Below are 25947 nucleotides of genomic sequence, written 5' to 3'. Positions count from 1 at the left end.
ATTAATCCTTTCCGGCCCATTTATAGCCTAAACCCCAGACAGTCGTCAGATACTGATCTGCAGGAAACCCGGCTTTTCTTAATTTTTCCCGTAAATTTCTGACATGCGAATCGATGGTGCGGTCTTCGATTGAGACGCCATAACCCCATACAGAGCCTATTAAATGCTCACGTGAAAAAACTCTGTTCAGGTTTGAGAGGAACAGGCTTAACATTGAAAACTCTTTGGGAGTCAAAAGGATTTCCTTATTTTTATACCAAAGTTCAAAAGAATCTTCTTTAAGTTCCAGCCCTTTAAAGGTTTTGGTTTTTCCATCTTTTTTGTTTCTTCTCAGAACTGCTTCAATCCTTGCAGATAACTCCTCTTCATCGAATGGCTTTAAAATATAATCATCTGCTCCGATGTTCAATCCTTTTACAATGTCCGGCTTTTCGCTTTTCGCAGTAAGCATAATGATGGGAATATCCCAATATTTTTTTATCTCCTCGCATACTTTCCATCCATCCATTTCAGGCATCATAACATCCAAAAGGACGAGATCTGCTGAATGGGTTTCTAAGTAAAGCAAGGCATCTGAGCCTGATGCCAATTTAATGCAATTGTAGCCGAGGGGTGTTAAGTATAAAGAAATTAGATCAAGCATTCTTGTTTCATCGTCAACCAAAAGTATTGTTTTCACTTTCCGTTTCTCCCTTAAAAACAATTTCGAATTCTGTGCCGTCACCTTCTCTGCTGCAGACCGATATAGTCCCTCCATGGGCATGGACAAGTTCCTTAACAATGGCAAGCCCGAGACCAGTCCCTCCAAGAGCTCTTGCACGTGATTTATCCACTCGGAAAAACCGGTTAAAGATAAAGGGCAGTTCCTCTTCAGAGATTCCTCTTCCGGTATCCTTTATGTTAATGATGACATGTTTTTTGGTCCTGTTTATATTAATTGTTGTTTTATCTCCAGCTGTGGAATACTTAATGGAGTTATCCAGAAGATTAAATATGATCTGTTCCAGCCTTGATGCATCCGCAGAAATAGTGATTGATTCACGGCAAATAACAGACAGCAGCATACCTTTTTCGGTGAATGCCGGTGAGAATTTTGTTTCAATTTTTTTCATAAAATCCTTCAGGTCAATAGGTCTTTTTTTTATATCAAAGGTATTTTTATCAATCTTAGCCAAATCGAAAAGATTCTTAACCATATCTGAAAGCCGGTTGGTTTCCTCCAGGATAATTGATAAATACTGATTTCTTTCTTCCGGGCTCAGGTTCCGCTTCTGAACTATATCCGCATACCCCTTTATATAAGTAAGAGGAGTGCGAAGTTCGTGCGATATACTGGATAAAAATTCATTGCGTTCTTCTCTGAGATAATTCAGGTCATCCGCCAATAACTGAATGGACCGAGCTAAATCCCCAAGTTCATCGTCACCGGTTTTAGGAAGGGAAACTGAAAAATCACCGCTGCTAATTTGTGAGGTGGCTTCCTTCATTTTAATCAGCGGTTTTGCCAGTGCCTTTGATAAAAAGATGATGATAGTAATGGTAAAAATGACGGCAATGAAACCGGCGATTAAAAATTGTTCATTTAAGCGTGAAATTAACGACTGAATCCAAGCTGTATCCTGAAACATATATACATGGCCAGTCAGCACTCCATTCTGATCGATCGGGCTGACTGTTGAGATATAATCTTCCTCTTTCCAATTGTCCTCGATGGTTTTGCCTTCCCTTATAGAAGATATTAGCGGCCTTTCTATGTACTTTTGGATCAAACTGCTATCAACAGAAGCACCAAGGATCTCATTATTCGTATTTGTAATAACTACATCTGTATTTGCTTCAGATTCCATCAGAGCCACATGAGAAATCGTATTTTCATCAAAATGCTTTTCGAGTATAGCACGGTGTGAATTGCCGCGTGTCTGCAGAGCTATAAGCTCTTCCTCCACACGTGATTCAACAAGGGTACTATGTAAAAAGAAGAACATAATTGTTTCAAGCCCAAAAAGGATCAGAAAGAACAACAGGCCCAGCTTCATGGAAAGTTTATTCAAAGAACTCACTCATTTCAAATCAATTACTTCTATTATAGTCGAAATGTTTGAAGAAACTATGCAGAAGAGGTATATGTTTTAATAGGACTGTAGAAGGTAAAATAGAATAATGATTTATCATAATGAAAAAAGCAAGTAACAGTCATACTGGAGGTTTTTTTTATGAGTGAATGTAAACTGGATCACACACCGGAAGATGTACAAAATAAGTTTGAACAGCAGAAAGAATTTCTGCCGGATGATATGAGTTCTTTGTTTCAATCTTTTTTTCAGGAGGAACATACACAGGATATTTTAAATGAGGTATTCCATTTGCTGAAAAAATTTGATCTTGCTTCCGAGGAGGAACGAACCGAGCGAGTCAACAGGCTTTATCTTGTATTAAAAAATGTATAATATAGAATTGCCGCATCTGATTTATTGTTGCGGCAATTTTTTATGTGTCTTACAATTTTTTTGTAGCTATTAAAATTTTATTTTAACAATGTATGTTTTTATGTTAATATGAAATTATAAAGAAATATAGAGTAGTATAATAATGAAAGCGATTTCACGAAAGGGAGTGACAAAGTTGAAGGAATGCCATAGACCTGTTTTTGACTTGGCGATCCGAACCGCAGATATGCTGGTTCGAATGTTTGGTTCCCGCTGTGAAGTGGCCGTGCACGATTTCAGCGACTTAAAAAAATCGCTTATTCATATAGCAGGAGATATAACGGACAGGAAAATCGGCTCACCCATTACAGATCTTGTATTGAATGAATTAGCCAAACATAAAAACGAAGTTAATGATATAGCCAATTATAAAACACAATCCAAAAAAGGGAATGTCATGAAATCATCCACGATTTTTCTGCGTGATGATGAAAATAAAGTAATTGGTGCATTGTGCCTTAACTATGATATTAGTCTGCTCATGCAATTTGGAGGAGAGATTGAAGAGTTTATCAGCTTTGATGAACATTCTTCTAAATCGGAGACCTTTTTTAATTCCGTCCAGGATGTTATTCACGAGATGGTGGATCAAGTACTTCAAGGCTTTAGGAAGGCACCTTCATTGATGACGCTCGAAGAAAAAGTTGAATGTGTCCGCCAGCTTGAAGATAAAGGGACATTCCTCATTAAAGGGGCAACTGATTATGTTGCATCTGTGCTTGGGGTTTCCAAATTCACCATCTATAATTACCTGCAGAAAATCAGAACGATTAATGAGCTGCAGCCGGAAGCTGTGGAGCATAAATAAAGAATTTTGAGGAAAAGCCTGCTTGCTGTAATTTTCATTGCAGCTATATGAATTAAAAGACCTTAAAAGTAAAGGGGCATAAAAAATGAAATACAGATCCGCGTTTGATATTATTGGACCGGTTATGATCGGACCTTCAAGTTCACATACAGCCGGAGCTGCACGCATTGGGCGTGTTGCCCGGACTCTTTTCGGAAAACAGCCGTCCAAAGCCGAGATTTCTTTATACGGTTCTTTTGCAAAAACCTATAAAGGACATGGTACGGATGTTGCCATTGTTGGCGGAATCCTCGACTTTGATACTTTTGACGAGCGAATTCCTTCTGCCCTTCAATTAGCTGAAGAAGCAGGGATTGAAGTCATTTTTACAGTTGAAGATACCGTTACAGACCATCCTAATACTGTACGGGTCAAACTTACCGAAGGAGATCGTGACCTTGAACTTGTGGGGATATCCATCGGCGGCGGGACAATAGAAATAACCGAACTGAATTCTTTTGAACTAAAGTTATCTGGCGAACATCCTGCCATTTTAGTTGTGCATAACGATCAGTTTGGAGTTATTTCCGCTGTTACGAATATTTTATCAAAGCACCAGATTAATATTGGACATATGGAAGTTTCACGCAAGGAAAAAGGGAAAATGGCAATTATGGTCATTGAAGTGGATCAGAAGATCGGCCATGATGTGATGACAGAGCTTGAAGGGCTTCCGAATATCACTCAAATTATCAGAATGGTTGACTAATAGTTAGCTGGTCATCAGGAGGGAAAGTCTAATGTTGTTTAGAAATGTTGCTGAGCTTGTTGAGCTCGCTGAAAATAAAGGTGTAAAAATTGCTGAAATCATGATTCAGCAGGAGATAGAAGTAACTGGTTTGACTCGTGATGAAATTATCGCCAAAATGGACCGCAATTTGACAGTCATGGAACAGGCTGTCGAGAGAGGACTGAAAGGTGTCACGTCTGTTACGGGTCTGACTGGCGGTGATGCAGTCCTTCTGCAAAAATACATTCAGAGCGGAAAGGCTTTATCAGGAAATATTTTATTGGATGCTGTCAGCAAAGCAGTTGCAACCAATGAAGTGAACGCTGCAATGGGTATAATCTGTGCCACCCCTACAGCAGGTTCGGCTGGCGTGGTGCCAGGCACACTGTTCGCTGTAAAAGAAGTTCTCAATCCAACACGAATGGAAATGATAGAATTTCTGTTTACTTCAGCAGCATTTGGCTTTGTGGTGGCAAACAATGCCTCCATTTCCGGTGCAGCAGGAGGATGTCAGGCTGAGGTAGGGTCTGCAAGCGGCATGGCGGCAGCATCTATTGTAGAAATGGCAGGCGGGACACCAAAACAGGCGGCTGAAGCGATGGCAATAACACTTAAAAACATGCTGGGCCTTGTTTGTGATCCAGTTGCGGGACTAGTAGAAGTTCCATGTGTAAAGCGAAATGCCATGGGTGCTTCCAACGCCATGACAGCAGCAGACATGGCCCTCGCCGGAATTACAAGCAGAATTCCATGTGATGAAGTCATCAACGCAATGTTCCTTATCGGGCAATCCATGCCTTCAGCACTCAGGGAAACAGCTGAGGGAGGGCTGGCTGCCACGCCAACCGGAAGAAGACTGCAGGAAGAGATTTTTGGGAAAAAACAGTAAATTAGTTTATTGGGTTATAACACCAATTCTTTAGTGAATTGGTGTTTATAATTATGTGGAAAAAAGTTTATGCTAATTTAGGTTAACTTTAAAAAGGGGAGAGAAAAAAGAGTTTGAAAGTTATAAGATGGACTATTATCACTATTGCTATTGTGTTTATGCTGTTACTGGGAATTGCAGCTCCTGCCGCATTTATTGGGTTAGCTGTCTTTCTTATTGGATTATATTTAAATAATCAGTACCGAAAATATAAGATAAATTTCAAAAGATCTGGCTGGATTATGGCTGCAGGTTTTGTGTTATCCATTTTTTTAGCAACTGCAGATTCAGATGCAACAGAAACTGTAAATGAGCCTGAGAAAAAACAAATAGTAACAGATCAGGGTGAAGCAGGTAAGGCTGAAGAAGAAAAGCTTGCTGAAGAGAAGGCTAAAGAAGAGAAAGCCAAAAAGCAGGCAGAGGAGCAAGCCCGGCTGGAAGCAGAACAGGTAGAAAAACAGAAAAAAGAAGAGGCTGAAAAGCAAAAACAGGAACAGGATCAAAATCAGGCTGCAGAGAGCTTGGGCCTGGAACTAGTTACCGTTGGCAGAGTAGTAGACGGTGATACAATTGAAACATCAGACGGGAGGAAAGTCCGCCTGATTGGAGTGAACACTCCCGAATCAACAACGAGAGTGGAAGAATACGGAAAAGAAGCAAGCCAATTTACCACATCTGAGCTGTCTGGCAAGAAAATCTGGATGCAAAAGGATGTCACTGACACAGACCGGTATGGCCGCCTGCTTAGAATTGTTTGGGTGGACATCCCCACTGACGATATGGACGAAAATGAAATACGTGAAAAAATGTTCAATGCACACTTGGTTCTGAATGGTTATGCCGAGCCATCCACCTATAATCCTGATGTAAAATACAGTGAATACTTCAGAGAATTTGGAAGGGAAGCAAGGGAAGCCAATAAAGGGTTATGGGCTCTTGGGGATGAGGGAACAACTAAAGGGGACCTGGATTCTGCAGCAGCCAGCAGTTCTTCGTCAAGTTCGGGGAATGCCAGCGGAAGCGGGTCGAATGACAGCAGTGGGACAGCCAGCAGTTCGGGCAGCAGCACTGAGTCCTACCAAAACTGTACCGAGTTAAGGAAGGTATATCCAAGTGGTGTGCCTTCTACACATCCTGCCTATGACTCAAAACATGATAGAGACAAGGACAATTATGCCTGTGAACGCTGATTAACTTTAAGCAATTATTAACCTGCATCCACTTATATTAAAGTTCAACTGCTTAATAGCGAAATAACCATATTAAGGGCATCCTGTCATTTTAATAAGCAGGATGCCCCTATTTTTACTTCTTTCTAATATTATCCATGACAAATCCGCTTTCTGGCAATGAAGGCATTCGGGACAGGCTGAAGTTTAAATTTTGAACTGGAACATTGTAGTCTAAAAAATTCACCAGAAAATTTATACTCGTTTTTATAATCTCAACCGTAATGCCCTCACCTGGACAGCGGTGTCCTTTGGCAGGATCGCCACCGCCCTGGGGAATAAAATCGAAAAGGCTTCCATCCCAATCTTTAAATCTTTCTGGCCTGAATTCATTCGGTGACGACCAAAGCCGCTCATCATGGTTTGTACCATACATATCAAGCAGCACAAGCATTCCTTCTGTGATCTCAGCTTCTTTCCATGTGAAATTCTTTCTGGCCCTTGCACCAAGGAAAGGACCAAACGGATAATAGCGTCTTACTTCCTGAGCAAACATCTCAAGATATTCCGGAGGCCCGGATTGCAGCTGCTGTTTCACTTCCGGATATTCATGTACAGCAACGGCAGCGAAGACGATAAAGGTTGCAATGGCCACAATTGGACGCAGCACATTAATTAATTCAACCGAAGCCATCTGAACATCAAGCTGTCTGCCGTTAAGTTCTTTGTGAAAAGCCATTTCATACAGGGCGGAACCTTTTTCTGCACTGTATGTACCATTGCGTACACCTTCCATAATCGATTTTACCCATTCTTCCGTACGGGATCGAGCTCTCCGGCCTTTCCAGTGACGAGGCCCTGCAGCACCAAAAGCATCAACCATCGCATAAAAATCTTCAGCACGCTCCTCTAATTCCGATTCCTTAAGGGGGACTCCTGCCCACTTGCATGCAATGCGGGTTAATAGCTTTTTCGCCTCATCAAAAAGAACGACATGCTTGGCTCCTTCCCATTTTGGGATTAATGCTTCCCACTCCTGTATGGCAAGCTTGGTGAGCCTTTTTTGATGTGGAGGTGTCATTAGTGACATGAACAGAAGCTTTCTGTGAATATGTGCTTCACCATCCATCGACTGAATAGCATTTTCCCCAAAAAGTGACTTCTGTATCCTTTTGGGCGCAGCACCTTTTCGCTGGAATAGACTGTCATCATAAAATACCTTTGCAGCTTCTTCTCCGCTTATACAAAGAACTTTTTCGCCCAGCAGGCGTGCTTCAAATAGATCAGATTGGTACTTTTCTGTTCTGTTTTTAATGAATAGATACCCTTCCTGTAATAATGTGAGGCTGTTATCAAGGTTTTTGTCATGCGGGATGTTACGTTTAGTCATCTATCAATACTCCTTGTCTCAATATTATTAATCCATTCTTTTAGGCTATTTACTTAATTTCATTTCTTTAAACCTGTTCAGGATCCAGCATTATAATATTAAATATGTATACAGGAGGGATAATGGATAGATTCGGCTGCAGGTAAATGATAACTGGTTATCCTGCAGGCAGCGATCTGCCTGATTGAAGCAGAAAGATAAGGGTAGTGTCATAAAGCTTTAATAGACGGATCCAAAAAATAAAGAACACTGGCTCCTGCCCAGTGTTCTATGAGGTTCTTTTATGATGGTCATTCAATTTAATAAGGGAACCTCTTTTAATCCAATAATGAAAATTATCTGCCGGGAAAACTCCGCGTCCATTTGACCTGTCCATCTGGATGACAACGCTGTTCTGAGTCACCTCTAAAATTCTAAGTGTTTGGGAACGGTTAAGATTCGGCGCGAAAGTACTTTTGATTTCAAATTGCATATCCTTATCAAGGTTCAATGATGACACCTCCTAATGCTTAATTATTTTTAATGTCCCCATTCATTGTTTTTCTATCCAATTATTGGCCAGTATATTTTTGTTTATTAACTTATTAGAGAATTTGCAACTTTAGAATTTTTATAATAAACTGTATAATTCAATTGAGAACTATGAAATTAAACAAGCAGGTGAAGTATGTTGAAGGAAAAGATTAAAGTTGGATTAATAGGAATGGGTGCCGTAGGGGAAAGGATACTGCGTCAATTTCGGCAGCATGAGGAGTTTGAGATTGCAGCGCTTTGTGATCGAAAAGCCGATCGATTAGATAAATTTAAAGCTGAGCTGCCAGATGCAGCGATACATACCAATCATTTCGATCTGCTCAAGGACGAAACGATAAAACTCATCTATTTAGGTGTTCCGCCAAAATGGCATCATTCAATTAGCATGGATATTATAAAGAGCGGCAAGCATCTTCTTTGTGAAAAGCCCCTGGCCAATTCCATTGAAGAGGCGAAGGAAATGTATGAAGCTGCTGAAAATGCAGGAATCATCCATACCATGAATTTTCCAATGGCATACAGCCCAGCCTTTAAAATGTTTAGGGAAAAGATACAGAATGGTGAACTGGGTGAGATTAAGAAGGTAGAACTGCACCTGCAATTTACACAATGGCCGCGTGAATGGCAGCAGAACGATTGGATTTCCAGCAGGGAACAGGGAGGCTTTATCCGGGAAGTAGCTCCTCACTTTGTTCATATGATTCTGGACACCTTCGGAGAGCTGCTCCATGTCCGTTCTTTTGTGGAATATCCGGATAATGAACATCTATGTGAAACCAGCTTTACCACATCATTGAAGCTTTCAGGCGGCATTCCTGTTCTATTAAACGGTATAGCGGGAATTGGACAAAAAGAACATCTGTCTTTTAAGGTTTTTGGTGAAAAGGGCACGTTGGATATGCAGAACTGGAGTGTTCTTGTACAGAGTACGTCCGAAAACAGCGGAGAAATTTTAAGGCTTGATGAGCCGGAAAACAGTCTGCCTGCAGAACTCTGCAAAGCAATAAGAGGAGAACACGCATTATTGGTTTCCTTTAAAGAAGGGTATCAGGTGCAGAAGGTACTGGAAAAAATCCTATTAAGCTAATTAGAGGCACATTTGTGTCTCTTTTTTATTTATCGTTACCCTGGAAGTCCCATGCTTCTTCTTATGAAACAATACTCGAAAAAATCAGGTGTTTTAATGTATAATAATCAGGTGAGAGTTCTTCCCAGTAAAGAAGACTCTATTACTAATCATAAATTTCATAGATCCAAAGTTGAAAGAGAGTGGGACATATGGGCCGTAAATGGAACAATATTAAAGAAAAGAAAGCATCAAAAGACGCAAATACGAGCCGTGTATATTCCAAGTTTGCACTTGAAATATATGTGGTTGCCAAGCAAGGGGAGCCTGATCCGGAAGCAAACCAGGCTTTAAAATTTGTGCTCGAACGTGCAAAAACATATAACGTGCCAAGAAATATCATTGATCGTGCAATTGAAAAAGCAAAAGGCGGAGCGGAAGAAAACTATGATGAGCTTCGCTATGAAGGATTCGGGCCTAGCGGATCCATGATAATAGTCGATGCATTGACTAATAACGTAAATCGCACAGCTTCTAACGTACGTGCTGCATTCGGAAAAAATGGCGGGAATATGGGCGTGAGCGGATCCGTTTCCTATATGTTCGACTCAACCGCAGTTATCGGCATTGAAGGCATATCGGAGGAAGAAGTCCTGGAAATCCTGATGGAAGCAGACGTAGATGCACGTGATATTCTGGAAGAAGATGATACGGTAATCGTTTATGCAGAACCCGATCAGTTTCATGCAGTTCAGGAAGCATTCAAGTCAGCAGGCATCAATGAGTTTGCTGTTGCTGAATTAACAATGCTCCCGCAAAATGAAGTCACCCTTGAGGCTGATGCACAGGCTCAATTTGAAAAGCTGATTGACGCCCTTGAAGATCTGGAAGATGTCCAGAGAGTTTATCATAATGCAGACCTAGGTGAATAATAGAGAAAGAGAAGTCCACTTAATTGCTGGACTTCTTTTTTGTAAAATAATTTTATTATGTAAACTAATAAATCCAGTATAAAGTATTATGCATATGGAAAAAAAGGAATACTGGATTATCAAATTGAATTCACTCTCTTTTGCAAAACTGCTGAAAAAAATATGGTTTTATGGTGATATCAGCCGATATCTGTCGAATAGCAATTTGCTATTAAGTGCTATCTCCTTGCCGAATGTAAGTATTGTCCCTAATTTCCCATCCAAAGATACATTGGAGTTAAGTCTGACTAATGGAAAATAACTGCAATAGAAATTTCTGTGTTTAAATACTGTGTACACGGGAACTTGAATGGGGAAAGGAGAGTTAAGCACACATGAATACGTTTAAGGTTATTTATACTTTTGAAAAAGGTGTTACCGTAACAGAAGAGGTTGAAGCAGAAAATAAATCCGAAGTAATTGGAAGCATTAAAGACCTGGAAGGATTTGTAGAACTAACATGTACTGAAGGCCACTACCATCGATTTGATTTTGCAGATGTAAAGTTAGTCACAATTACAGAATAAAAGGAAGGCCAAAAACGGCCTCCCTCTAAAAGCCCGCCTGGTTAGCGGGTTTTTCATTTTCTTACAAGATCTCCAATGAGGATATATCTCTGTGGTGCATCGCCAATAAAGTCAAAAGGATAACAGGTTGTGACAGTAAGAGTTGCTCTCGGCTTAGGTACAATTACGGTTCTGTCGTCTGCATCGACGATTCTTACTTTACGAACTTTATAGGTAAATTCACCAGCAGAAGTGTTCACGACAAGCAAATCGCCAATGTCTACTTCTCCAAGTTTGCGAAAGACTGTATCCCGGTGGCCGGAAAGGACTGAATTGTCTTCTTCTCCTGGAAGGACGCTGCCGGCATAATGGCCAACTCCCTTTTCTAACTCATCTTCGTCCGTACCATGGAAGATTGGAAGATGGGCCGATATTTTAGGTATTGATAGTACGCCCATTTCTTCTCCCATTTCAGGACGGACAGTGTATAGGCTATGCTGTTCCGTTTTTTGTTCAGTCTTCACATCTGTTTTTCCAGTGCTGGAGGGATCTATATGGGCTGAAGTTTTTTGGCTATTCAAATATGGCATAAAATTTGAAGCGGCAATCCAAATTCCACCCAAAATAAACGTTAGACCAATAGCTCCTTTTAATGTAAGTTTCCTTTTCACGCAGCTCTCACTTTCCGACTGTGTAAAATGGCCATTCCTATAAGGATCAGACCGATGCCTGCTAATACTCCTTCAATATAGTTGCCTGCTGTGTTTGGCAGTTTTCCGCCTTTTACAGTTTTTGGGGGTTTGGAAACTGGTTTGACTTTAGCAGGACCCTGCTTTTTGATAACAGTTTCCGCCTGATTCAAATCAGTCACTGTGTCTTCAATTAGCTCTGAACTGAACATCTCAGCTGTAATAATCATATCTGCCAGGAACTGGCCTTGAGTATTATAAAGTTCAATAAGCAGGTCATGGCCTTTTGTTTCTTCCAAAGCAACCATTTCAGCTGTTGTTAAATGGGTTTTTTCGCCATCTTTCACAAGATAAAACTCGGCATCAAGCTGGAATAGATCCATCATTTCCTGCATAATGCTGATAAGTTCAGCTATTTCTGCTTCTGTTAAATCCCCGGCACTATCAAACTCGCCAAATGCCATTAAACGGCTTTCAAGGTCCATCATTTTATCAAGCAAGTCTGGGTTCTCGAAATCCAAAGTCATAAAATGTGCAAATAATGCTTCAAGTTCTTCATCGGTAAGATCTATATCTGCGAGTATTTGGTTCATTTCGTCTTCACCAGGCAATTCATCTCCACCTAAATAAATGGAAACCATGATATCAAGGTCCTCAATATATTCGTAGTTTTCAAGGGAGTCATCGTTCTCCTCAAGCAGGGAAATGAGCTCTTCTTTTGTAAGCCCGTAATCATTTAATAGCTGCTTAAGAGTTTCTTCGTTAATTTCAGTGCCTGTATATGTTAAAAAAGATACAGTGGAATCTAGGGCATCAATATATCGGAAAACATCCCGAACATCATCAGTCGTTTCCATTTCTCCATTCTCCGCAAGCAGTGCCACTAACTCTTCCTCATTTTCAAAATCATATTCAGCTAAGAGCTGCTGGAGATTTTCTTCAGTAATAGGCTCACCCAGATATTCGATCATTTCCTCCAACGTATCGAAATCTTCGATATTCATATCCCAAAAATATTCCAGGTGGTCAATTAATCCTTCTTCAGACCAATTTGTTTCCTTCACGAATTCAGCCACTTCATCTTCACTTGGTGCTGCAAGGCTGACAGCCGGAAACAAGCTTAACAATAAGATGGACGCAATAATTATACTTAGTCTTTTCAATGATAGTTCCTCCATATAAGTAATAAATTCTAGAATAATATAATGGAAAAAATATTTTTCGGATAGAATTGTTATTTAACATTTTATTAGATATAATATTTGGATTTTTTTGCAGCAGAAAGGGACGGGGAAAACGCAGGTTAATCAAGGGGTTTAAAAATTGGAGTGGGATAATTTGGGCAAGAAGCGCGCGCGAATCTCCTTAAAATCCCATTTCTTCCTGTAATTAAATAATATTTATATAAACATCCTTGAGAAGTAACAAATGCCAAAACAGGGATTGATTAATTAGTTTAAAATGTGTAAAATTACACTAATAGAAACAATCGAATATTATTCGATTTAAAAGAGGTGGATCCCTTGAAGCCCGAAACAGAAAAATATCATCAGAACATATTTCAAGTTGAACTTACGAAATTGAAAGATAAAGATTATATAACATCTGAACATTATGAAATCACCTTGAAAGCCCACTATCAGTACTATCAGGACCTTGAAGAGCTGAAGCAGTTGCAGGTTAAGGCAGCAAAAGCTGCAGAAGAAATCAAGCAAAAGCCCATTCAGACAGCAAAAAAAACAGTGAAAAAGAAATTATCTCAGGAAGAAATCCGTGAAAGAAACATTTCCTGGCTGCTGAATGTTGGAGTCATCCTGCTCCTTATCGGCGGACTTTTTGTGGCAACAAGCAATTGGGATACAATGTCAAATTTCATGAAAAGTGCATCCATTGCTGTTGTTTCACTTATTTTCTATGGCTTTGCCTTTATTTCGGGTAAGTTATTAAAGATAGAAAGAACGTCGTTTGCTTTTATTGTTCTAGGGAGTTTATTCTTGCCAATATTTATTTTATCCATAGGCTGGTTTAAATTGCTTGGCCCTTATCTTTCTTTTTATGGGGAAGGACGCTTTATACTCGGAGCAGCTGGCAGTTTACTGGTCGTTCCAGTATACAGTATATTTGCACAGAAGCTGGGCTCACGTCTTTTTGTATGGTTTGCTTATATTGCCCTGTCTGCTGGGGCAGGTTATACCCTGGCAGCATTCAATCTTGAAAATGACAGTTTTTATCTTGGTTTGATAATTTTCAATGCGCTGCTATCTGCAGCCTATCATCGCCTGAAAAAACAGGCTTCCCTTAAACTGTTTTCGGGAGAATTGATTTACTTTGCTCAAATCAATTTAGTAATCTCTACATTATTGATGCTTGTATTTTTCAATAGCCATGTTTTATACAGTCTGAATATTCTGCTGACGGCAGCCGTTTACTTATCAATGGTGTATGTAACAGGCAGGAAGGAGTTTCATTTTGTCTTCAGCTTACTGATTGTCTATGGTGCCTATCAGCTGATTGAAAATACGATTCTACATTTGGCAGGACCAGTTTTATTTGCGCTTATAGGGATTGGTTTTCTGTTTGTTCCTAGAGTTATGGATAAGCACTATTCCTGGGATAAGATATTTAGACTGACCAGTGCAGCGGTTTCCATACTTGCTTTTCTCTATATTTCAGTTGAAGGTCTCCTGTTAATGGCCGGCGAACCCTCTGCAGCACTGCTGCTGGCTTACATTATTCTTGCGGTGCAGTTTCTATATTTGGCAAATGTTATGGAAAACGGGCTATTTGCTTACTTGGCACCCGTGTTTTTAGCCTCTGCTCTATTTGAACTAGTATTAATGCTGGATAAAGCCGCCCCGTTCAATAATCTATCTTTACCTGTTTTCTTCATTGGCTTTGTGCTTTTTATAAGTTTAGGGTATCTGCTGAAGTATCCGCTCTTAAAAGTGGTGGAATCAAGCTCACGAGATGTGGCTGTTAGTATTATGTTATTTTCAGTTGTGACTGCAGCAGGATTACTTGATTGGCTCGCTGCAGGCTCCATGCTATTAATCTTTAGCTTTGTCATGTACCTCATGAATAAGGCTGAAAATAGGGTATGTTATACAGAAGCAATTCCCTGGGCCATTCCTTTGTCAATCGGGTTTGCCTTTATGTTTTATGGTGAACATCTGCGAAGCTGCTCAAGCTTTTATCAGAATGAGTTAGGTATGGCCATGAATACCGTAATGGCAAGTATTGCCCTGCTTATCCTTTATGGCGCTCTTTCTAAGAAAGGGCACAAAACTCAAGCCGGAAACGTGTTTTTAATCTCATTGGGATTTTATACAATCTCACTATTTACAGCAGTTGCTTTGTCAATCAATGAAGTCTGGATGAGACCGGCAGTATTTATAGGCGGCATTATGATGTATCTTGCCCTGTATCGATTCCATAAACAAAGCTGGATTCCGTTTGTGTCAGCATCGATTTCACTTTTTGCTTATTTTATGATCTTGATTGGTTTGCCATTTAACTTTACATTTTTTAATTGGGTGCAATTTCCCCTAGGGGCATGGATTCTGCTTGGTGCGGCTTTCTATATTTCTAATAAAGACTTTGTCCTGTCAAGAGGGTTCAGCTGGATTGGCCATATTTTCATGCCGTTTGCCATGATCCTGACATTTTTTATCTATAGGGAAAATAGTTTCTGGTCCTTCCTGGTCACCCTGGCAGCCTATTGGATCAGTTTCAGGGTTTCTTTTAAAGAGTGGAAGGTAAAGATATTCCTCTACAGCTCATTCTTAACTTTGTTCATGGTAATCTTAACGGGAATGAATCATGTATGGGAAGAGAACTTCAGTGAGTATGCCGTTCTTTTAGTCAGCTGTGCCGTATTCTTATTCTGGCTAACCGGAAAAACTCAAGATAAAATGAGAAGTGTTTACTTTCTTATACCCTGGTCTGTGATTGGGATCCTGGCATTTTTAACTTCATATCCCTTTGGGGATGTGCCGTTTTTCGTTTCTATTATCTATTCTGCAGGATTGATCGTATATTTGCATAGAACTAAACTTGATATATTGACTGCAGTTCCATTGTTATTAATATGTACGGCAGTACTCAAATTCCTGTTCATTAACGGAATCGCTCCAGATATGAAAATTTTGGTTGTAGCTGGTTTCGGCCTGGCATCGGCAATCATCGGCAAAATGGTATATGCCAAAATTCTTATGAATAAAAAAGCTGATAGCTACACTATTTTCTCGCTGTTATTTTTCCTTACCGCCTATCTTTTTCCGGCAGTTTCCCTATGGGCGGAAGTTCTCCCTGGCCTCCTGATCAGCACACTTTTATTTTTACAGAGGGGCAGAATGGCATCAAAATACGTATGGCTGCCTGGATTGCTGTCGGGAGCGGTATTGCTGGAGCCTTATTATAGTTTACTAAATAATATTGAGCTGCCGGACCTTTTCATAAGGGAGGCATACGTGCTTCCATGGATTATCCTGATTATTTTTGTCAAGAAAGTGCTTAAAGGGCAATACGCAGCACCGACTAACAAAATTCAGTGGTCAGTTCTAATAACGGTTTCCCTGCTGCTCGTACAGGATGGCCTTGCCAGCAATACGGTTTATGATGCACTTATAGTTGGCACGCTCTCCCTGATTTCAATGCTAGCTGGCTCCTTCTGGAGAATAAAGTCCTATTTCTTTGTTGGATCTGGGGTACTGCTCCTGAATGTGCTGCTGCAAACAAGACCTTATTGGGGAAATCTTCCTTGGTGGGCGTATCTTTTAATTGCAGGATCTATCCTCATTTCTGCAGCAAGCTATAATGAATGGCAGAAGCAAAAGACAGCTAAAGGTGAGGAGCCTTTAATATCTAAATGGAAAAATAGCATAAAGAATAAATTAAAAGAATGGTCCTAAGAAAGTTAACCTAGCCCTCGGGCTAGGTCTTTTTATTACTTCAGAATGTATAAATTTGTACGTCGATAACTGTCTAGCTTCAGCGCCTACCCCCTCGAGGTCACAAGCCAATCCTCCCAAAAAGGCAAAAAACTCCTTTCCGGAAGGCTCGTCTTGTGCTTGTCGGTGGTGAGCAAGGCGCTTCCGCTTTTAAAAAAATGAGTAAATTTTCAGAAAATAAGTTGACTTTTACCTGTTTACACGGTATCTTTGTGTTAAACATATAACACTTATTTCATCTAACGATATTTTAACGTTATATAAAATTACTATCTTAATATGATGAAAATCTGGGAGGTCATGTCTTGATTCTGCATGATATTGAAACGGAAAGCCGCGATTTTATAGAACAATTGCAGTTGGACCGGCTCAAGCAGACAGTGGAAAGAGTATTTAATCATGTGCCTTTTTATCGGAAAAAGTTTTTGGAAAGTAATATTGCACCTGAAGACGTTAACAGCCTGAATGATATTCAAAAGCTGCCCTTTACTGTTAAAGCAGATTTGCGGGAACATTACCCATTCGGGCTTTTTGCTGTGGATAAAAAAGAAATTGTCCGTCTGCACGCTTCATCGGGAACGAGCGGAAAGCCGACTGTAGTGGGCTACACACGAAATGACATCAAAATGTGGAGCAATCTGATAGCCAGGGCAATCTCCATCGGAGGAGGCGAACCTGGTCAGACATTGCATAATGCTTACGGATACGGCCTCTTTACAGGTGGATTGGGACTGCATTATGGCAGCGAACAGCTTGGCATGGCTACCGTACCCGTTTCTGGAGGAAATACTGACAGACAAATTATGCTGATTCAAGACTTTAAGCCTGAAGTTATTTGCGGAACTCCTTCCTACATCCTTAATTTAGCAGAGAAGATGGAGGAGAGGGGAATGGACCCGGCTGATACATCATTAAAGTATGGGATTTTTGGTGCAGAGCCCTGGTCCGAAGAAATGAGGAAAACACTAGAAGCTAAGCTTGGGATTAAAGCATGCGATATTTATGGGCTAAGTGAGGTTCTTGGACCAGGTGTAGCCATGGAATGCCATGAATCCCAGGACGGCCTGCACATTGCAGAGGATCATTTTTATGCAGAAGTAATCGATCCGAAAAAAATGACACCGCTTCCAAACGGAGAGGAAGGGGAGCTTGTTTTTACAAGTTTAACGAAGGAAGCTTTTCCGGTGATTCGCTACCGAACGGGTGATATCGCCTCCCTTTCTAAAGAGAAGTGTGTTTGCGGGAGAACAACGCTTCGAATGAGCCGTGTGAAAGGACGCATAGACGATATGCTTAATGTAAATGGTGTAAACGTCTTTCCTTCCGAAATCGAACGGTGCATTCTTCAGATGCCTGAGCTTTCTCCCCACTACCATATCCAAGTGTATAACAAGGGAAGTTTAAAAGTTTTGGAGCTTCATGCTGAATGGAGCGAAGAGTTTTATAGAGATATGGGAGAAGCAGAACATGTAAAAAAGAAGATCAAGGAAGCAGTGAAGCAAAATTGCTTTATTACCATTGGACTTGTTCTCCATCCGCCTAAAACGCTGCCAAGATCGGATGGGAAAGCTGTCAGAATTGTAAATCCGGCAGTGGAAAATGCGGTAACCTGAATCAGTAATTTTTAACTCGACGGGGGTGAATCACATGTCAGAGGCTCTTTTCTTTCAAGAGATGACGGAAGAACAAAAATACGAGCAGTTCATGAAACGCATAAATGCAGGAGAGAAAATTGAAGCGGATGATTGGATGCCTGAAGATTACCGAATGACATTAATCAAATTGATTTCGATGCATGGTATCAGTGAAATTATGGGAGCACTTCCTGAAAAGGAATGGGTGCCGAAAGCCCCTTCATTAAAACGCAAGCTGGGTATCATGGCAAAGGTGCAGGATGAGATGGGGCATGGACAGCTGCTGCTTCGTGTTGCAGAGGATTTAATGAAGCCTCTTGGGAAAACCCGCGAAGATATTATGCAGGATTTATTCAGCGGAAGACTGAAATTCCACAATGTTTTTCATATGGAGGCTCCAACATGGGGGGATGCCGGGCTGATCGGCTGGCTGGTTGACGGTGCTGCTATCATTACCCAGACCAATATGCTTAATGCTTCATATGGGCCCTATGCAAGAGCACTTAAACGGATTTGCGCGGAAGAGGTTTTTCATGCCCAGCATGGTGAAGCAATCATCATGGCACTGGCTGAAGGAACGGCGGAGCAGAAAGCGATGGTTCAGGATGCGGTTAACCGCTGGTGGGAAGCGCTGTTAATGTTCTTTGGCCCTGGTGATGCCTCTACTACCGGCACTTCCAAACAGGATACAACGATAAAATATAGAATCCGGACAAAGACGAACGAAGACTTAAGGCAGGACTTTTTTACAAAGTATATTCCGCGCGTTCTCTCGCTTGGCCTTAAACTGCCGGATGAGACAATGCATTTTGACCAGAATCAGGAGCTTTGGGTCTATAGGCAGCCTGACTGGAATAAGTTCAAGGACATTATTAAAAATAATGGGCCAAAATCTCAGGAGCGACTCGGGCTTCGCCGCACAGCTTATGAGACTAACAGATGGGTGCGCGAAGCTCTCAATACTGCAAACTAAACCGTTCAGATGGGAGGGGTCTCCTTTGGGAAACGAAGGATTTTATCAGGAATTCGAAGTCTTTAGTCAAAGAACCGATACCTCGCCTCTGCAATATCAATTTTCCCTGCTGGCACCAAATCGCGAGCTTGCACTCGTCATGGCACAGGAAAATTTTATGCGGAGAGAACCGGTTGCTGATATCTGGGTCGTCAAACGCTCTGATATCCGGAAGCTGACACCGGAAGAAAAGCAATCACTTCAGCGTTTGGATAACAAAGAGTACCGCACGACAAAAGGATACGGATATTTGAAGAAAAAGTGGCGCCACTACGAGCAGGAAATGCTTGATGAGAAGGAAATTCTATCATGGGGAGGGATGAAGAAAGATGACTGAGCCAGTTAATAAAATGCCAATCGGCGCTGGGATAAAGCCGGCACTGACATCATTATTATATCAGCTTGCTGACGATGACTTCATCCTTGCTTACCGGGGTTCAGAGTGGCTTGGGCTGGCGCCTCATATAGAGGAGGATGTCGCCTTTTCATCCATCAGCCAGGATACCATGGGTCACGCCGCCATGTTTTATCAGCTGCTGGAGGATCTTGGAGAAGGCACTGTAGACAGTCTTGCCCATGCGAGAAAAGCGGCCGAAAGGAGAAATGCTGTCCTTTTGGAAGCGGTAAATGGTCCAGGTCATTACTTGTCTACAGCACAATATGACTGGGCATTCGCAGTAGCAAGAAATTATTTTTATATCCAATCAAAAAAAATCAGATTGGACTCTCTGAAAAATTCTTCTTATCAGCCTTTAGCCGAGGTGGCATTAAAGGTTAATATGGAGCTTTATTATCATCTCCTTCACTGGAAAACATGGTTTAACCAGCTGATGAAGGCTGGCGGGGAAGCCAGAACGAGAATGGAATCAGCCATTGGGAAGGTTTTAGCCGATTTTGAAGGAGTTATAACATTGGGACCGCTGGCAAAAGATATGGCGGAACATGGTCTTATTGAACCGGAAGAGGTGTTAAAGCAGCGATGGCTGCTTATCATGAAGCCTGTTTTTGAATCTATCAATCTGGCAGTCTCAGAGGCAGACCTTGCAATGAAAAATGGCAATGGCCGTATAGGAGAGCATACAGCCGACCTTGATGCTGCTTTAGCCACTTTGAGCGAGGTGTATAATATAAATCCAGCTGCAAGCTGGTAAGTTCTTTAAAGGGTGATGTAAATGGAGCAGGATCAAATGTTGATAAAAACCGCGTTGGAGGCGCTTCATAATGTTATGGACCCTGAAATAGATACCATTTCTATTGTTGATTTAGGAATGCTGGAGCATATTGAGGTGGAGGGCAATTCAGTAATGGTGAAACTCCTGCCTACTTTTATGGGATGCCCTGCACTGGATATCATTCGAAAAAACGTGGAAATCGAAATAGACAAGGCAGGGATATTTGAAAAAATAGAAGTCCGGTTTATCTATCATCCGCCCTGGACGTCTGACCGGGTAACAGAAACAGGAAGGTTAAAGCTAAAGGAATTCGGGATTGCGCCGCCTCCAAAATTAATAAGTGAAACAGGTGAATGGCATGTGGATTGCCCTTTTTGCGGATCCACATATACGACAATGGAAAACCTGTTTGGTCCTACAGCCTGCCGCAGTATTTTATACTGCAAATCCTGCAGGAACCCCTTTGAAGCTATGAAGCCTGTATCAACGATGATGTAGATAAGGACTTTCGAATCTGTTATAAAAACCGGTCAAATTGTGTCTAATGCTATTTTAAGATGCTGGATAAACTGTTAATTCTTTATTGATAAATTCCTGGAGATAACACAAATAACATATGAATCCGGCTCCAGGAATACTATTAAATGAATCAAATCCACTAAACCTGAAAGGAAGTTGACAAATGGTAAAATTAATCGCTCTTTATAAGCACCCTGAAAATAAGGAGGCATTTGATGACCATTATTTTAATACGCACGCGCCGCTTACAGCCAAAATTCCGGGTCTCCGCAAGATGGAGGTTACAAAAATTGTTGGCAGTCCTATGGGGGGCGAAGGGAAGTACTATTTGATGTGCGAAATGTACTATGACAGCCATGAAGCTTTACAGGAGGCTATGAGAACAGATGAAGGCAAGGCATCAGGAAAAGACGCCATGAAATTTGCAGGTGATATTATCACTCTTATGATTGGTGAGGAAGCAGATGAGTAAAAGCTATGAAGCTATAGAAGTTTCACAGCATGGAAAGCTTGGCTTAATTGCTTTAAACCGCCCAAAAGTCTTAAATGCAATCAACCGCTCAATGATTTCAGAGATTCTGGATGCGATGGAAGGGTTTGAGGCTGACAGCAACATTAAGGCTATCGTATTATGCGGCAATGGCAGAGCATTTGCTGCCGGAGCAGATATTGATGAGATGGCAAACGACCAGACAATAGATTTTGAGCTTCGCAATCAATTTAAAGATTGGGATCGCCTTGCCATGATCAAGAAACCGATTATAGGGGCGGTTCATGGTTTTGCCCTTGGCGGGGGCTTTGAGCTTGCTTTATGCTGTGATTTGCTTTTTGCCGCTGATAATGCGGAATTTGGCTTTCCTGAGGTAAACCTGGGAGTAATGCCTGGCGCAGGCGGCACACAGAGGCTTACTAAGCTTGTTGGGAAAACGAAAGCAATGGAATGGCTTTTTACCGGCAAAAGAATCACGGCCAAAGAAGCGCTTCAACATGGCATCGTCAACCAGCTTATATCAGAAGAGCTTCTTTTGGAAGAAACGATAAAAGCGGCTGAACAAATTTCCAATCAGGCGCCAATTGCGATACGCCTCATAAAGGAAGCAGTCCTTAAGGCAGTTGATACATCATTAAATGAGGGAATGGAATTCGAACGGAAGAATTTTTATTTATTATTCTCGACAGAAGATCAAAAAGAAGGAATGAATGCCTTTATTGAAAAACGCAAGCCGCAATTTAAAGGGAAGTAGAGGAGGTGTACATAGCAAATGTTTGAAACGGTGAAATATGAGGTCGCAAACGGTGTTGCTTGGATTTCATTAAACCGCCCGGATAAACTGAATGCATTCACAGAACAGCTTAATAAAGAGGTTCAGCAGTCCATAAAACAGGCAAGCCGGGATAAAGAAGTCAGATGTCTTGTTATCACAGGCGAAGGACGTGCATTTTGCTCTGGCCAGGACCTTCAGGGAGTAAATGAGGATATGGATCACGGCGAGGTACTCCGCCGATTCTATAATCCAATGGTATTGGAGCTTCATAAATGTAAGAAGCCGGTTATCGCAGCGGTCAATGGGGTGGCAGCAGGTGCAGGCATGAGTCTCGCATTAGCATGCGATTTCAGGCTTCTTTCTGATAAAGCCAGTTTTTTAGAAGCTTTTATCCATGTCGGGCTGGTGCCTGATGCCGGGAATCTCTACTTTCTTCCAAAGCTGATCGGTCATGCGAAAGCCATGGAGCTTGCAGTGCTCGGTGAAAAGGTTAATGCTCAGGAAGCCAAAGAGCTTGGCCTGGCTACTAAGGTAATTCCTATGGAGAGATGGCAGGATGAAATAACTGCTTTTGCAGAAAGGCTTGCCGGCATGCCGACAGCGGCGATTGCGATAATAAAGAAAAACCTGAAAGCGAGCTGGGAATCCACTTTAGAAGAATGTTTGGAGAGAGACGCACAGGGACAGAGGCTGGCTGGCCTTACTATTGACCATAAAGAGGGTGTTGCCGCATTTATGCAAAAGCGAAAGCCTGTGTTTCAAGGGAAATAGACTTTGCTGGATTAAAGGAATTAGAATCCTATTAAAGTATTTGCCCGTTTTATGTTCTTCTTGCGAGCATCTCTTCGGGTGCTCGCATTTTTATAAACTGAAAGGGGGATTACACCATGAAAAATATAGTCGTAATCGGTTCAGGCGTGATGGGGCGGGGGATTGCGTATGTCAGTGCAATCGGAGGATTTTACACCACTCTTGTAGATATCAGCCGGGAACAATTAACCCGTGCGGAAAGAGAGATTGATAGCATCTTTGAAAAAGGACTCGCCAGGAATAAAATAACAGCCGCTGATATGGAAGCAGGCAAAAATCGTCTTACCTATTCTGTAAGTCTTGCTCAGCATGTAAGTGCAGCTGATCTTGTTATTGAGGCAGTCCCTGAAGTGATGGATATTAAGAAAAATATTTTTGAGGTGATTGACCAGCACGCACCTGAGCACTGCTGTTTTGCAACAAACACCTCTACCATGAGTCCAACCGAGATTGGATCATTTACAAAACGTCCGGACAAAGTGATTGCCATGCATTTCTTTAATCCTGTCCAAAAAATGCCGCTTGTTGAAATTATTAAAGGGCTTGAAACCAGCGAAGAAACAGCACAGTCAATTAAACGTGCTGCTGAGCAAATGGGGAAAGAAACAGTAGTCATTAATGAGTTTCCAGGATTTGTAACAAGCAGAATCAGTGCGCTCGTTGGTAATGAGGCATTTTATATGCTGCAGGAAGGTCTCGGCTCACCTGAAGAAATTGATAAGGCAATTAAGCTTGGACTGAATTATCCAATGGGGCCATTCGAGCTTGGCGATCTTGTCGGCCTCGATACACGCCTGAATAATTTAAAATACCTTCACAGTAAGCTGGGAGAAAAATACCGGCCGGCACCGCTCCTTGAACAATATGTAAAAGCTGGAAGGCTTGGACGCAAGTCGGGCAGGGGTGTTTTTGATTACACTGCCAGAGAGGGAGTTAAGCAATGAGAAAAGCAGTAATTGTGGATGCTGTCAGGACTCCGATCGGAAGATATAAAGGCGGGTTAAAGGATATTCGTCCGGATGATTTGGGAGCTATCGTCATTAGGGCTCTGCTGGATAGAAATCCGATGGTGAATCCTGCAGAAATTGAAGAGGTCATACTGGGAAATGCCAATCAGGCAGGTGAAGATAATCGCAATGTAGCCAGGATGGCAGCTTTGCTTGCCGGTTTGCCTGTCGAAGTGGCTGCTTCAACTGTTAACCGGCTTTGCGGGTCTGGTTTAGATGCTGTTAATTATGCTGCACGGGCCATTTTAGCCGGAGAAGGAGATATTTTTATTGCAGGCGGTACGGAAAGCATGACACGTGCCCCATTTGTCATGGCAAAACCAAGCAGCGAGTTTCCAAGAGGGAATATGGAGATGTATGACACAACCATCGGGTGGCGATTTACAAATAGCAGGCTTGAGAAAATGTACGGTGCTGAAAGCATGCCCAAAACAGCAGAAAATGTGGCCGAAAAGTATGGCATATCGCGTGAAGAGCAGGATCTGTTTGCTTTTGAAAGCCAGAAGAGAGCAAAATCAGCTATTGAAAAAGGCAAATTCGACGATGAAATCATTCCTGTTACATACATGGATAAAAAAGGGGATGAAATAACGATTTCATGTGATGAGCATCCCCGTCCGGAAACTACTTTTGATAAGCTCTCAAGCTTAAAACCCATTTTTCAGGGGGGAACTGTAACAGCAGGTAATGCTTCAGGTGTTAACGACGGTGCATCTGTATTGCTGCTAATGTCAGAGGAAAAAGCGAGTGAACTTGGATTACAGCCCCTTGGAACTTATATTGTATCCGCAACAGCAGGGCTTGAGCCTTCGATTATGGGGGCAGGTCCTGTTTATTCCACTCAGAAAGCATTGAAGAGGGCTGGTCTTACGATGAATGATATAGACTTAACCGAATTAAATGAAGCTTTTGCTTCACAATCCCTTGCCTGCATTAAAGAACTTGGCGCCGATTCGGAGCGGGTAAATGTAAATGGCGGAGCGATTGCATTTGGCCATCCGCTTGGGGCGAGCGGTGCCCGTATTCTGACAACTTTATTGCATGAAATGAAGCGCAGGAATTCAAAATACGGCCTGGCAACGATGTGTGTGGGAGTTGGCCAGGGGATTTCTACAATCGTCGAGCGATGACCATAGAGACTTTTTACTCTATGGTTTTTAGGGTTTATAAAGACTTGGGCGGTATAGAATGAAGGCAGAGGCAGTCAAATTATTTAGTATGCCGAAAAAGTGTTGTTCAAAACTATCTAATTTTAGTACAATTGTATATAACGAATTTTTTCCGTTCAACCCACATGATGAAATGAGGATGAATGCAAGTTGAATACAAGGTCAATGATTTTCACACTTTATGGCGATTATATTTCACATTATGGAAGCAACATTTGGATTGGCAGCCTTATCAAGCTTTTAAGCGAATTTGGGCATAATGATCAGTCTGTCAGAGCTGCTATTTCAAGAATGAATAAGCAGGGATGGGTAAGTGCAGAAAAGATCGGCAATAAAAGCTATTATTCCTTAACGCCAAGAGGGCAGAAAAGGATTGAGGAAGCGGCTAAGCGTATCTTTAAATTAAAGCCTGAAGAGTGGGATGGCAAGTGGCGAATGCTTATGTATACCATCCCGGAAGAAATCCGCAATGTGCGTGATGAATTGCGGAAGGAACTAGTTTGGAGCGGTTTTGGCTCCATGTCCAGCAGCTGCTGGATCTCAGCTAATAATCTTGAGAAACAAGTATTTGATTTGATTGAGAAATATGAAATTGCCGACTATGTTGATTTCTTTATTGCCAGGTATGCAGGTCCGCATAAGAATATCGAAATTGTTGAAAAAAGCTGGAACCTGACAGAAATCAATGAAAGATACCAGGAGTTTATTTCGGAATACAGCCAGAAATATATCATTGATAAAAATAAAATCCAAAAGGGGAATATGACTGATGCAGAATGTTTTGTGGAAAGAACAAAGCTTGTGCATGAATACCGGAAATTCCTCTTTGTGGATCCGGGGCTTCCCGAAGAACTTCTTCCTGATAAATGGCTGGGCGGTCATGCTGCTGCTTTATTCAGTGAATATTATAAAGAACTGGCAGAACCGGCATCAAGGTTTTTTGAAAGTGTTTTTAAGGAAGGAAATGAACTTAAAAACAGGGATGCTGATTATGACGCATTAAATCATCCCTATATGGTTGAGTGAGAAAGAGCCATCTTGCAGGCAGGATGGCTCTTTCATTTATACAATCATAGGATTAATGAATAAATGCA

Annotated in this window: 26 protein-coding genes; 20 read left to right on the top strand and 6 right to left on the bottom strand. The window is 41.5% G+C overall.

Features of this window, described 5'->3' with window-relative positions:
- Position 1 precedes the first annotated feature (1 nt).
- Together NR125_RS00655 and NR125_RS00650 are read right to left on the bottom strand one after the other, a co-directional pair.
- On the bottom strand, positions 2-679 hold the full coding sequence (locus NR125_RS00655) for a response regulator transcription factor (protein WP_251266525.1): 678 nt from the start codon (positions 677-679) through the stop codon (positions 2-4).
- A complete protein-coding gene (locus NR125_RS00650; protein WP_256814626.1) occupies positions 657-2051 on the bottom strand; it encodes a sensor histidine kinase in 1395 nt (464 codons plus the stop codon). Before NR125_RS00650 ends, NR125_RS00655 begins: the two co-directional genes overlap by 23 nt.
- A 162-nt stretch (positions 2052-2213) precedes the next feature.
- Here NR125_RS00650 and NR125_RS00645 point away from each other — a divergent pair, with 162 nt between their 5' ends.
- The 5 genes from NR125_RS00645 (at position 2214) to NR125_RS00625 (ending at position 6181) form a co-directional block, all read left to right on the top strand.
- Complete coding sequence (locus NR125_RS00645; protein WP_009334778.1) at positions 2214-2447, top strand: hypothetical protein; 234 nt, start codon at positions 2214-2216, stop codon at positions 2445-2447.
- Positions 2448-2613: 166 nt separating this feature from the next.
- Positions 2614-3294, top strand: coding sequence for a helix-turn-helix transcriptional regulator (locus NR125_RS00640; RefSeq protein WP_226280769.1), 681 nt, complete (start codon positions 2614-2616; stop codon positions 3292-3294).
- A gap of 85 nt (positions 3295-3379) precedes the next feature.
- Positions 3380-4042, top strand: a complete 663-nt coding sequence (gene sdaAB / locus NR125_RS00635; protein WP_009334776.1) for an L-serine ammonia-lyase, iron-sulfur-dependent subunit beta — start codon at positions 3380-3382, stop codon at positions 4040-4042.
- Between the two features lie 34 nt (positions 4043-4076).
- Positions 4077-4952, top strand: a complete 876-nt coding sequence (sdaAA, locus tag NR125_RS00630; protein ID WP_251175249.1) for an L-serine ammonia-lyase, iron-sulfur-dependent, subunit alpha — start codon at positions 4077-4079, stop codon at positions 4950-4952.
- A 113-nt stretch (positions 4953-5065) separates the two neighbouring features.
- Entirely contained in the window at positions 5066-6181 is a 1116-nt protein-coding gene (locus tag NR125_RS00625; protein WP_256814625.1) for a thermonuclease family protein, read from the top strand.
- 115 nt (positions 6182-6296) lie between these two features.
- Here NR125_RS00625 and cypC read toward each other — a convergent pair whose 3' ends face one another.
- Complete coding sequence (gene cypC, locus NR125_RS00620) at positions 6297-7550, bottom strand: CYP152 family fatty-acid peroxygenase CypC (RefSeq protein WP_256814624.1); 1254 nt, start codon at positions 7548-7550, stop codon at positions 6297-6299.
- Between the two features lie 268 nt (positions 7551-7818).
- Positions 7819-8049 carry a hypothetical protein gene (locus NR125_RS00615; protein ID WP_009334772.1) on the bottom strand — a complete coding sequence of 77 codons (231 nt, stop codon included), beginning with the start codon at positions 8047-8049 and terminating at the stop codon, positions 7819-7821.
- A gap of 168 nt (positions 8050-8217) precedes the next feature.
- Here NR125_RS00615 and NR125_RS00610 point away from each other — a divergent pair, with 168 nt between their 5' ends.
- The 3 genes from NR125_RS00610 (at position 8218) to NR125_RS00600 (ending at position 10648) form a co-directional block, all read left to right on the top strand.
- Positions 8218-9171 (top strand): Gfo/Idh/MocA family protein, encoded by a 954-nt coding sequence (locus NR125_RS00610; protein ID WP_009334771.1) that lies wholly within the window; start codon positions 8218-8220, stop codon positions 9169-9171.
- A gap of 191 nt (positions 9172-9362) precedes the next feature.
- Complete coding sequence (locus tag NR125_RS00605) at positions 9363-10082, top strand: YebC/PmpR family DNA-binding transcriptional regulator (RefSeq protein WP_256814623.1); 720 nt, start codon at positions 9363-9365, stop codon at positions 10080-10082.
- A 374-nt stretch (positions 10083-10456) separates the two neighbouring features.
- Entirely contained in the window at positions 10457-10648 is a 192-nt protein-coding gene (locus NR125_RS00600) for a hypothetical protein (protein WP_009334768.1), read from the top strand.
- Positions 10649-10701: 53 nt separating this feature from the next.
- Here NR125_RS00600 and NR125_RS00595 read toward each other — a convergent pair whose 3' ends face one another.
- The gene (locus tag NR125_RS00595; protein WP_009334767.1) at positions 10702-11298 is read right to left on the bottom strand and encodes a class D sortase; all 597 of its coding nucleotides are present in this window, start codon (positions 11296-11298) and stop codon (positions 10702-10704) included.
- Entirely contained in the window at positions 11295-12479 is a 1185-nt protein-coding gene (locus NR125_RS00590; RefSeq protein WP_256814622.1) for a processed acidic surface protein, read from the bottom strand. Before NR125_RS00590 ends, NR125_RS00595 begins: the two co-directional genes overlap by 4 nt.
- Positions 12480-12839: 360 nt before the next feature.
- Between NR125_RS00590 and NR125_RS00585 the strand changes: the two genes are divergently transcribed.
- The 12 genes from NR125_RS00585 (at position 12840) to paaX (ending at position 25879) form a co-directional block, all read left to right on the top strand.
- A complete protein-coding gene (locus NR125_RS00585; protein WP_256814621.1) occupies positions 12840-16226 on the top strand; it encodes a hypothetical protein in 3387 nt (1128 codons plus the stop codon).
- A 344-nt stretch (positions 16227-16570) separates the two neighbouring features.
- Positions 16571-17878 (top strand): phenylacetate--CoA ligase family protein, encoded by a 1308-nt coding sequence (locus NR125_RS00580; RefSeq protein WP_019382964.1) that lies wholly within the window; start codon positions 16571-16573, stop codon positions 17876-17878.
- A gap of 34 nt (positions 17879-17912) precedes the next feature.
- The gene (paaA, locus tag NR125_RS00575) at positions 17913-18872 is read left to right on the top strand and encodes a 1,2-phenylacetyl-CoA epoxidase subunit PaaA (RefSeq protein ID WP_009334763.1); all 960 of its coding nucleotides are present in this window, start codon (positions 17913-17915) and stop codon (positions 18870-18872) included.
- 25 nt (positions 18873-18897) lie between these two features.
- The gene (paaB, locus tag NR125_RS00570; RefSeq protein ID WP_009334762.1) at positions 18898-19248 is read left to right on the top strand and encodes a 1,2-phenylacetyl-CoA epoxidase subunit PaaB; all 351 of its coding nucleotides are present in this window, start codon (positions 18898-18900) and stop codon (positions 19246-19248) included.
- Positions 19241-20062 carry a 1,2-phenylacetyl-CoA epoxidase subunit PaaC gene (gene paaC / locus NR125_RS00565; protein WP_019382965.1) on the top strand — a complete coding sequence of 274 codons (822 nt, stop codon included), beginning with the start codon at positions 19241-19243 and terminating at the stop codon, positions 20060-20062. The genes paaB and paaC overlap by 8 nt, the downstream gene beginning before the upstream one ends.
- 36 nt (positions 20063-20098) lie before the next feature.
- Complete coding sequence (gene paaD / locus NR125_RS00560) at positions 20099-20581, top strand: 1,2-phenylacetyl-CoA epoxidase subunit PaaD (RefSeq protein WP_026041811.1); 483 nt, start codon at positions 20099-20101, stop codon at positions 20579-20581.
- Between the two features lie 184 nt (positions 20582-20765).
- A complete protein-coding gene (locus NR125_RS00555; protein WP_009334759.1) occupies positions 20766-21074 on the top strand; it encodes an EthD family reductase in 309 nt (102 codons plus the stop codon).
- Positions 21067-21846, top strand: coding sequence for an enoyl-CoA hydratase-related protein (locus tag NR125_RS00550; protein WP_019382967.1), 780 nt, complete (start codon positions 21067-21069; stop codon positions 21844-21846). Before NR125_RS00555 ends, NR125_RS00550 begins: the two co-directional genes overlap by 8 nt.
- Positions 21847-21864: 18 nt before the next feature.
- The gene (locus NR125_RS00545; protein ID WP_071157781.1) at positions 21865-22638 is read left to right on the top strand and encodes an enoyl-CoA hydratase-related protein; all 774 of its coding nucleotides are present in this window, start codon (positions 21865-21867) and stop codon (positions 22636-22638) included.
- A 116-nt stretch (positions 22639-22754) separates the two neighbouring features.
- Positions 22755-23621, top strand: coding sequence for a 3-hydroxyacyl-CoA dehydrogenase (locus NR125_RS00540; RefSeq protein ID WP_192908552.1), 867 nt, complete (start codon positions 22755-22757; stop codon positions 23619-23621).
- Positions 23618-24814, top strand: coding sequence for a thiolase family protein (locus tag NR125_RS00535; RefSeq protein ID WP_071157777.1), 1197 nt, complete (start codon positions 23618-23620; stop codon positions 24812-24814). Before NR125_RS00540 ends, NR125_RS00535 begins: the two co-directional genes overlap by 4 nt.
- A 189-nt stretch (positions 24815-25003) precedes the next feature.
- Positions 25004-25879 (top strand): phenylacetic acid degradation operon negative regulatory protein PaaX, encoded by an 876-nt coding sequence (gene paaX, locus NR125_RS00530; RefSeq protein WP_009334754.1) that lies wholly within the window; start codon positions 25004-25006, stop codon positions 25877-25879.
- The last annotated feature ends 68 nt before the right edge of the window (positions 25880-25947 follow it).

It is taken from the genome of Cytobacillus sp. Bac17, assembly GCF_024519925.1.
Taxonomy (GTDB): Bacteria; Bacillota; Bacilli; order Bacillales; family Cytobacillaceae; genus Cytobacillus; species Cytobacillus pseudoceanisediminis.
This window is presented reverse-complemented; position numbering and strand designations above follow the sequence as displayed.

What these genes read in the sequence shown, in the direction of transcription:
- NR125_RS00605 (WP_256814623.1), top strand. Translation starts at nt 9,363, where the DNA reads ATGGGCCGTAAATGGAACAATATTAAAGAAAAGAAAGCATCAAAAGAC.
- NR125_RS00535 (WP_071157777.1), top strand. Translation starts at nt 23,618, where the DNA reads ATGAGAAAAGCAGTAATTGTGGATGCTGTCAGGACTCCGATCGGAAGA.
- NR125_RS00610 (WP_009334771.1), top strand. Translation starts at nt 8,218, where the DNA reads ATGTTGAAGGAAAAGATTAAAGTTGGATTAATAGGAATGGGTGCCGTA.
- NR125_RS00550 (WP_019382967.1), top strand. Translation starts at nt 21,067, where the DNA reads ATGAGTAAAAGCTATGAAGCTATAGAAGTTTCACAGCATGGAAAGCTT.
- paaA (WP_009334763.1), top strand. Translation starts at nt 17,913, where the DNA reads ATGTCAGAGGCTCTTTTCTTTCAAGAGATGACGGAAGAACAAAAATAC.
- NR125_RS00555 (WP_009334759.1), top strand. Translation starts at nt 20,766, where the DNA reads ATGGTAAAATTAATCGCTCTTTATAAGCACCCTGAAAATAAGGAGGCA.
- paaD (WP_026041811.1), top strand. Translation starts at nt 20,099, where the DNA reads ATGTTGATAAAAACCGCGTTGGAGGCGCTTCATAATGTTATGGACCCT.
- paaC (WP_019382965.1), top strand. Translation starts at nt 19,241, where the DNA reads ATGACTGAGCCAGTTAATAAAATGCCAATCGGCGCTGGGATAAAGCCG.
- sdaAB (WP_009334776.1), top strand. Translation starts at nt 3,380, where the DNA reads ATGAAATACAGATCCGCGTTTGATATTATTGGACCGGTTATGATCGGA.
- cypC (WP_256814624.1), bottom strand. Translation starts at nt 7,550, where the DNA reads ATGACTAAACGTAACATCCCGCATGACAAAAACCTTGATAACAGCCTC.
- NR125_RS00545 (WP_071157781.1), top strand. Translation starts at nt 21,865, where the DNA reads ATGTTTGAAACGGTGAAATATGAGGTCGCAAACGGTGTTGCTTGGATT.
- NR125_RS00600 (WP_009334768.1), top strand. Translation starts at nt 10,457, where the DNA reads ATGAATACGTTTAAGGTTATTTATACTTTTGAAAAAGGTGTTACCGTA.
- NR125_RS00540 (WP_192908552.1), top strand. Translation starts at nt 22,755, where the DNA reads ATGAAAAATATAGTCGTAATCGGTTCAGGCGTGATGGGGCGGGGGATT.
- NR125_RS00645 (WP_009334778.1), top strand. Translation starts at nt 2,214, where the DNA reads ATGAGTGAATGTAAACTGGATCACACACCGGAAGATGTACAAAATAAG.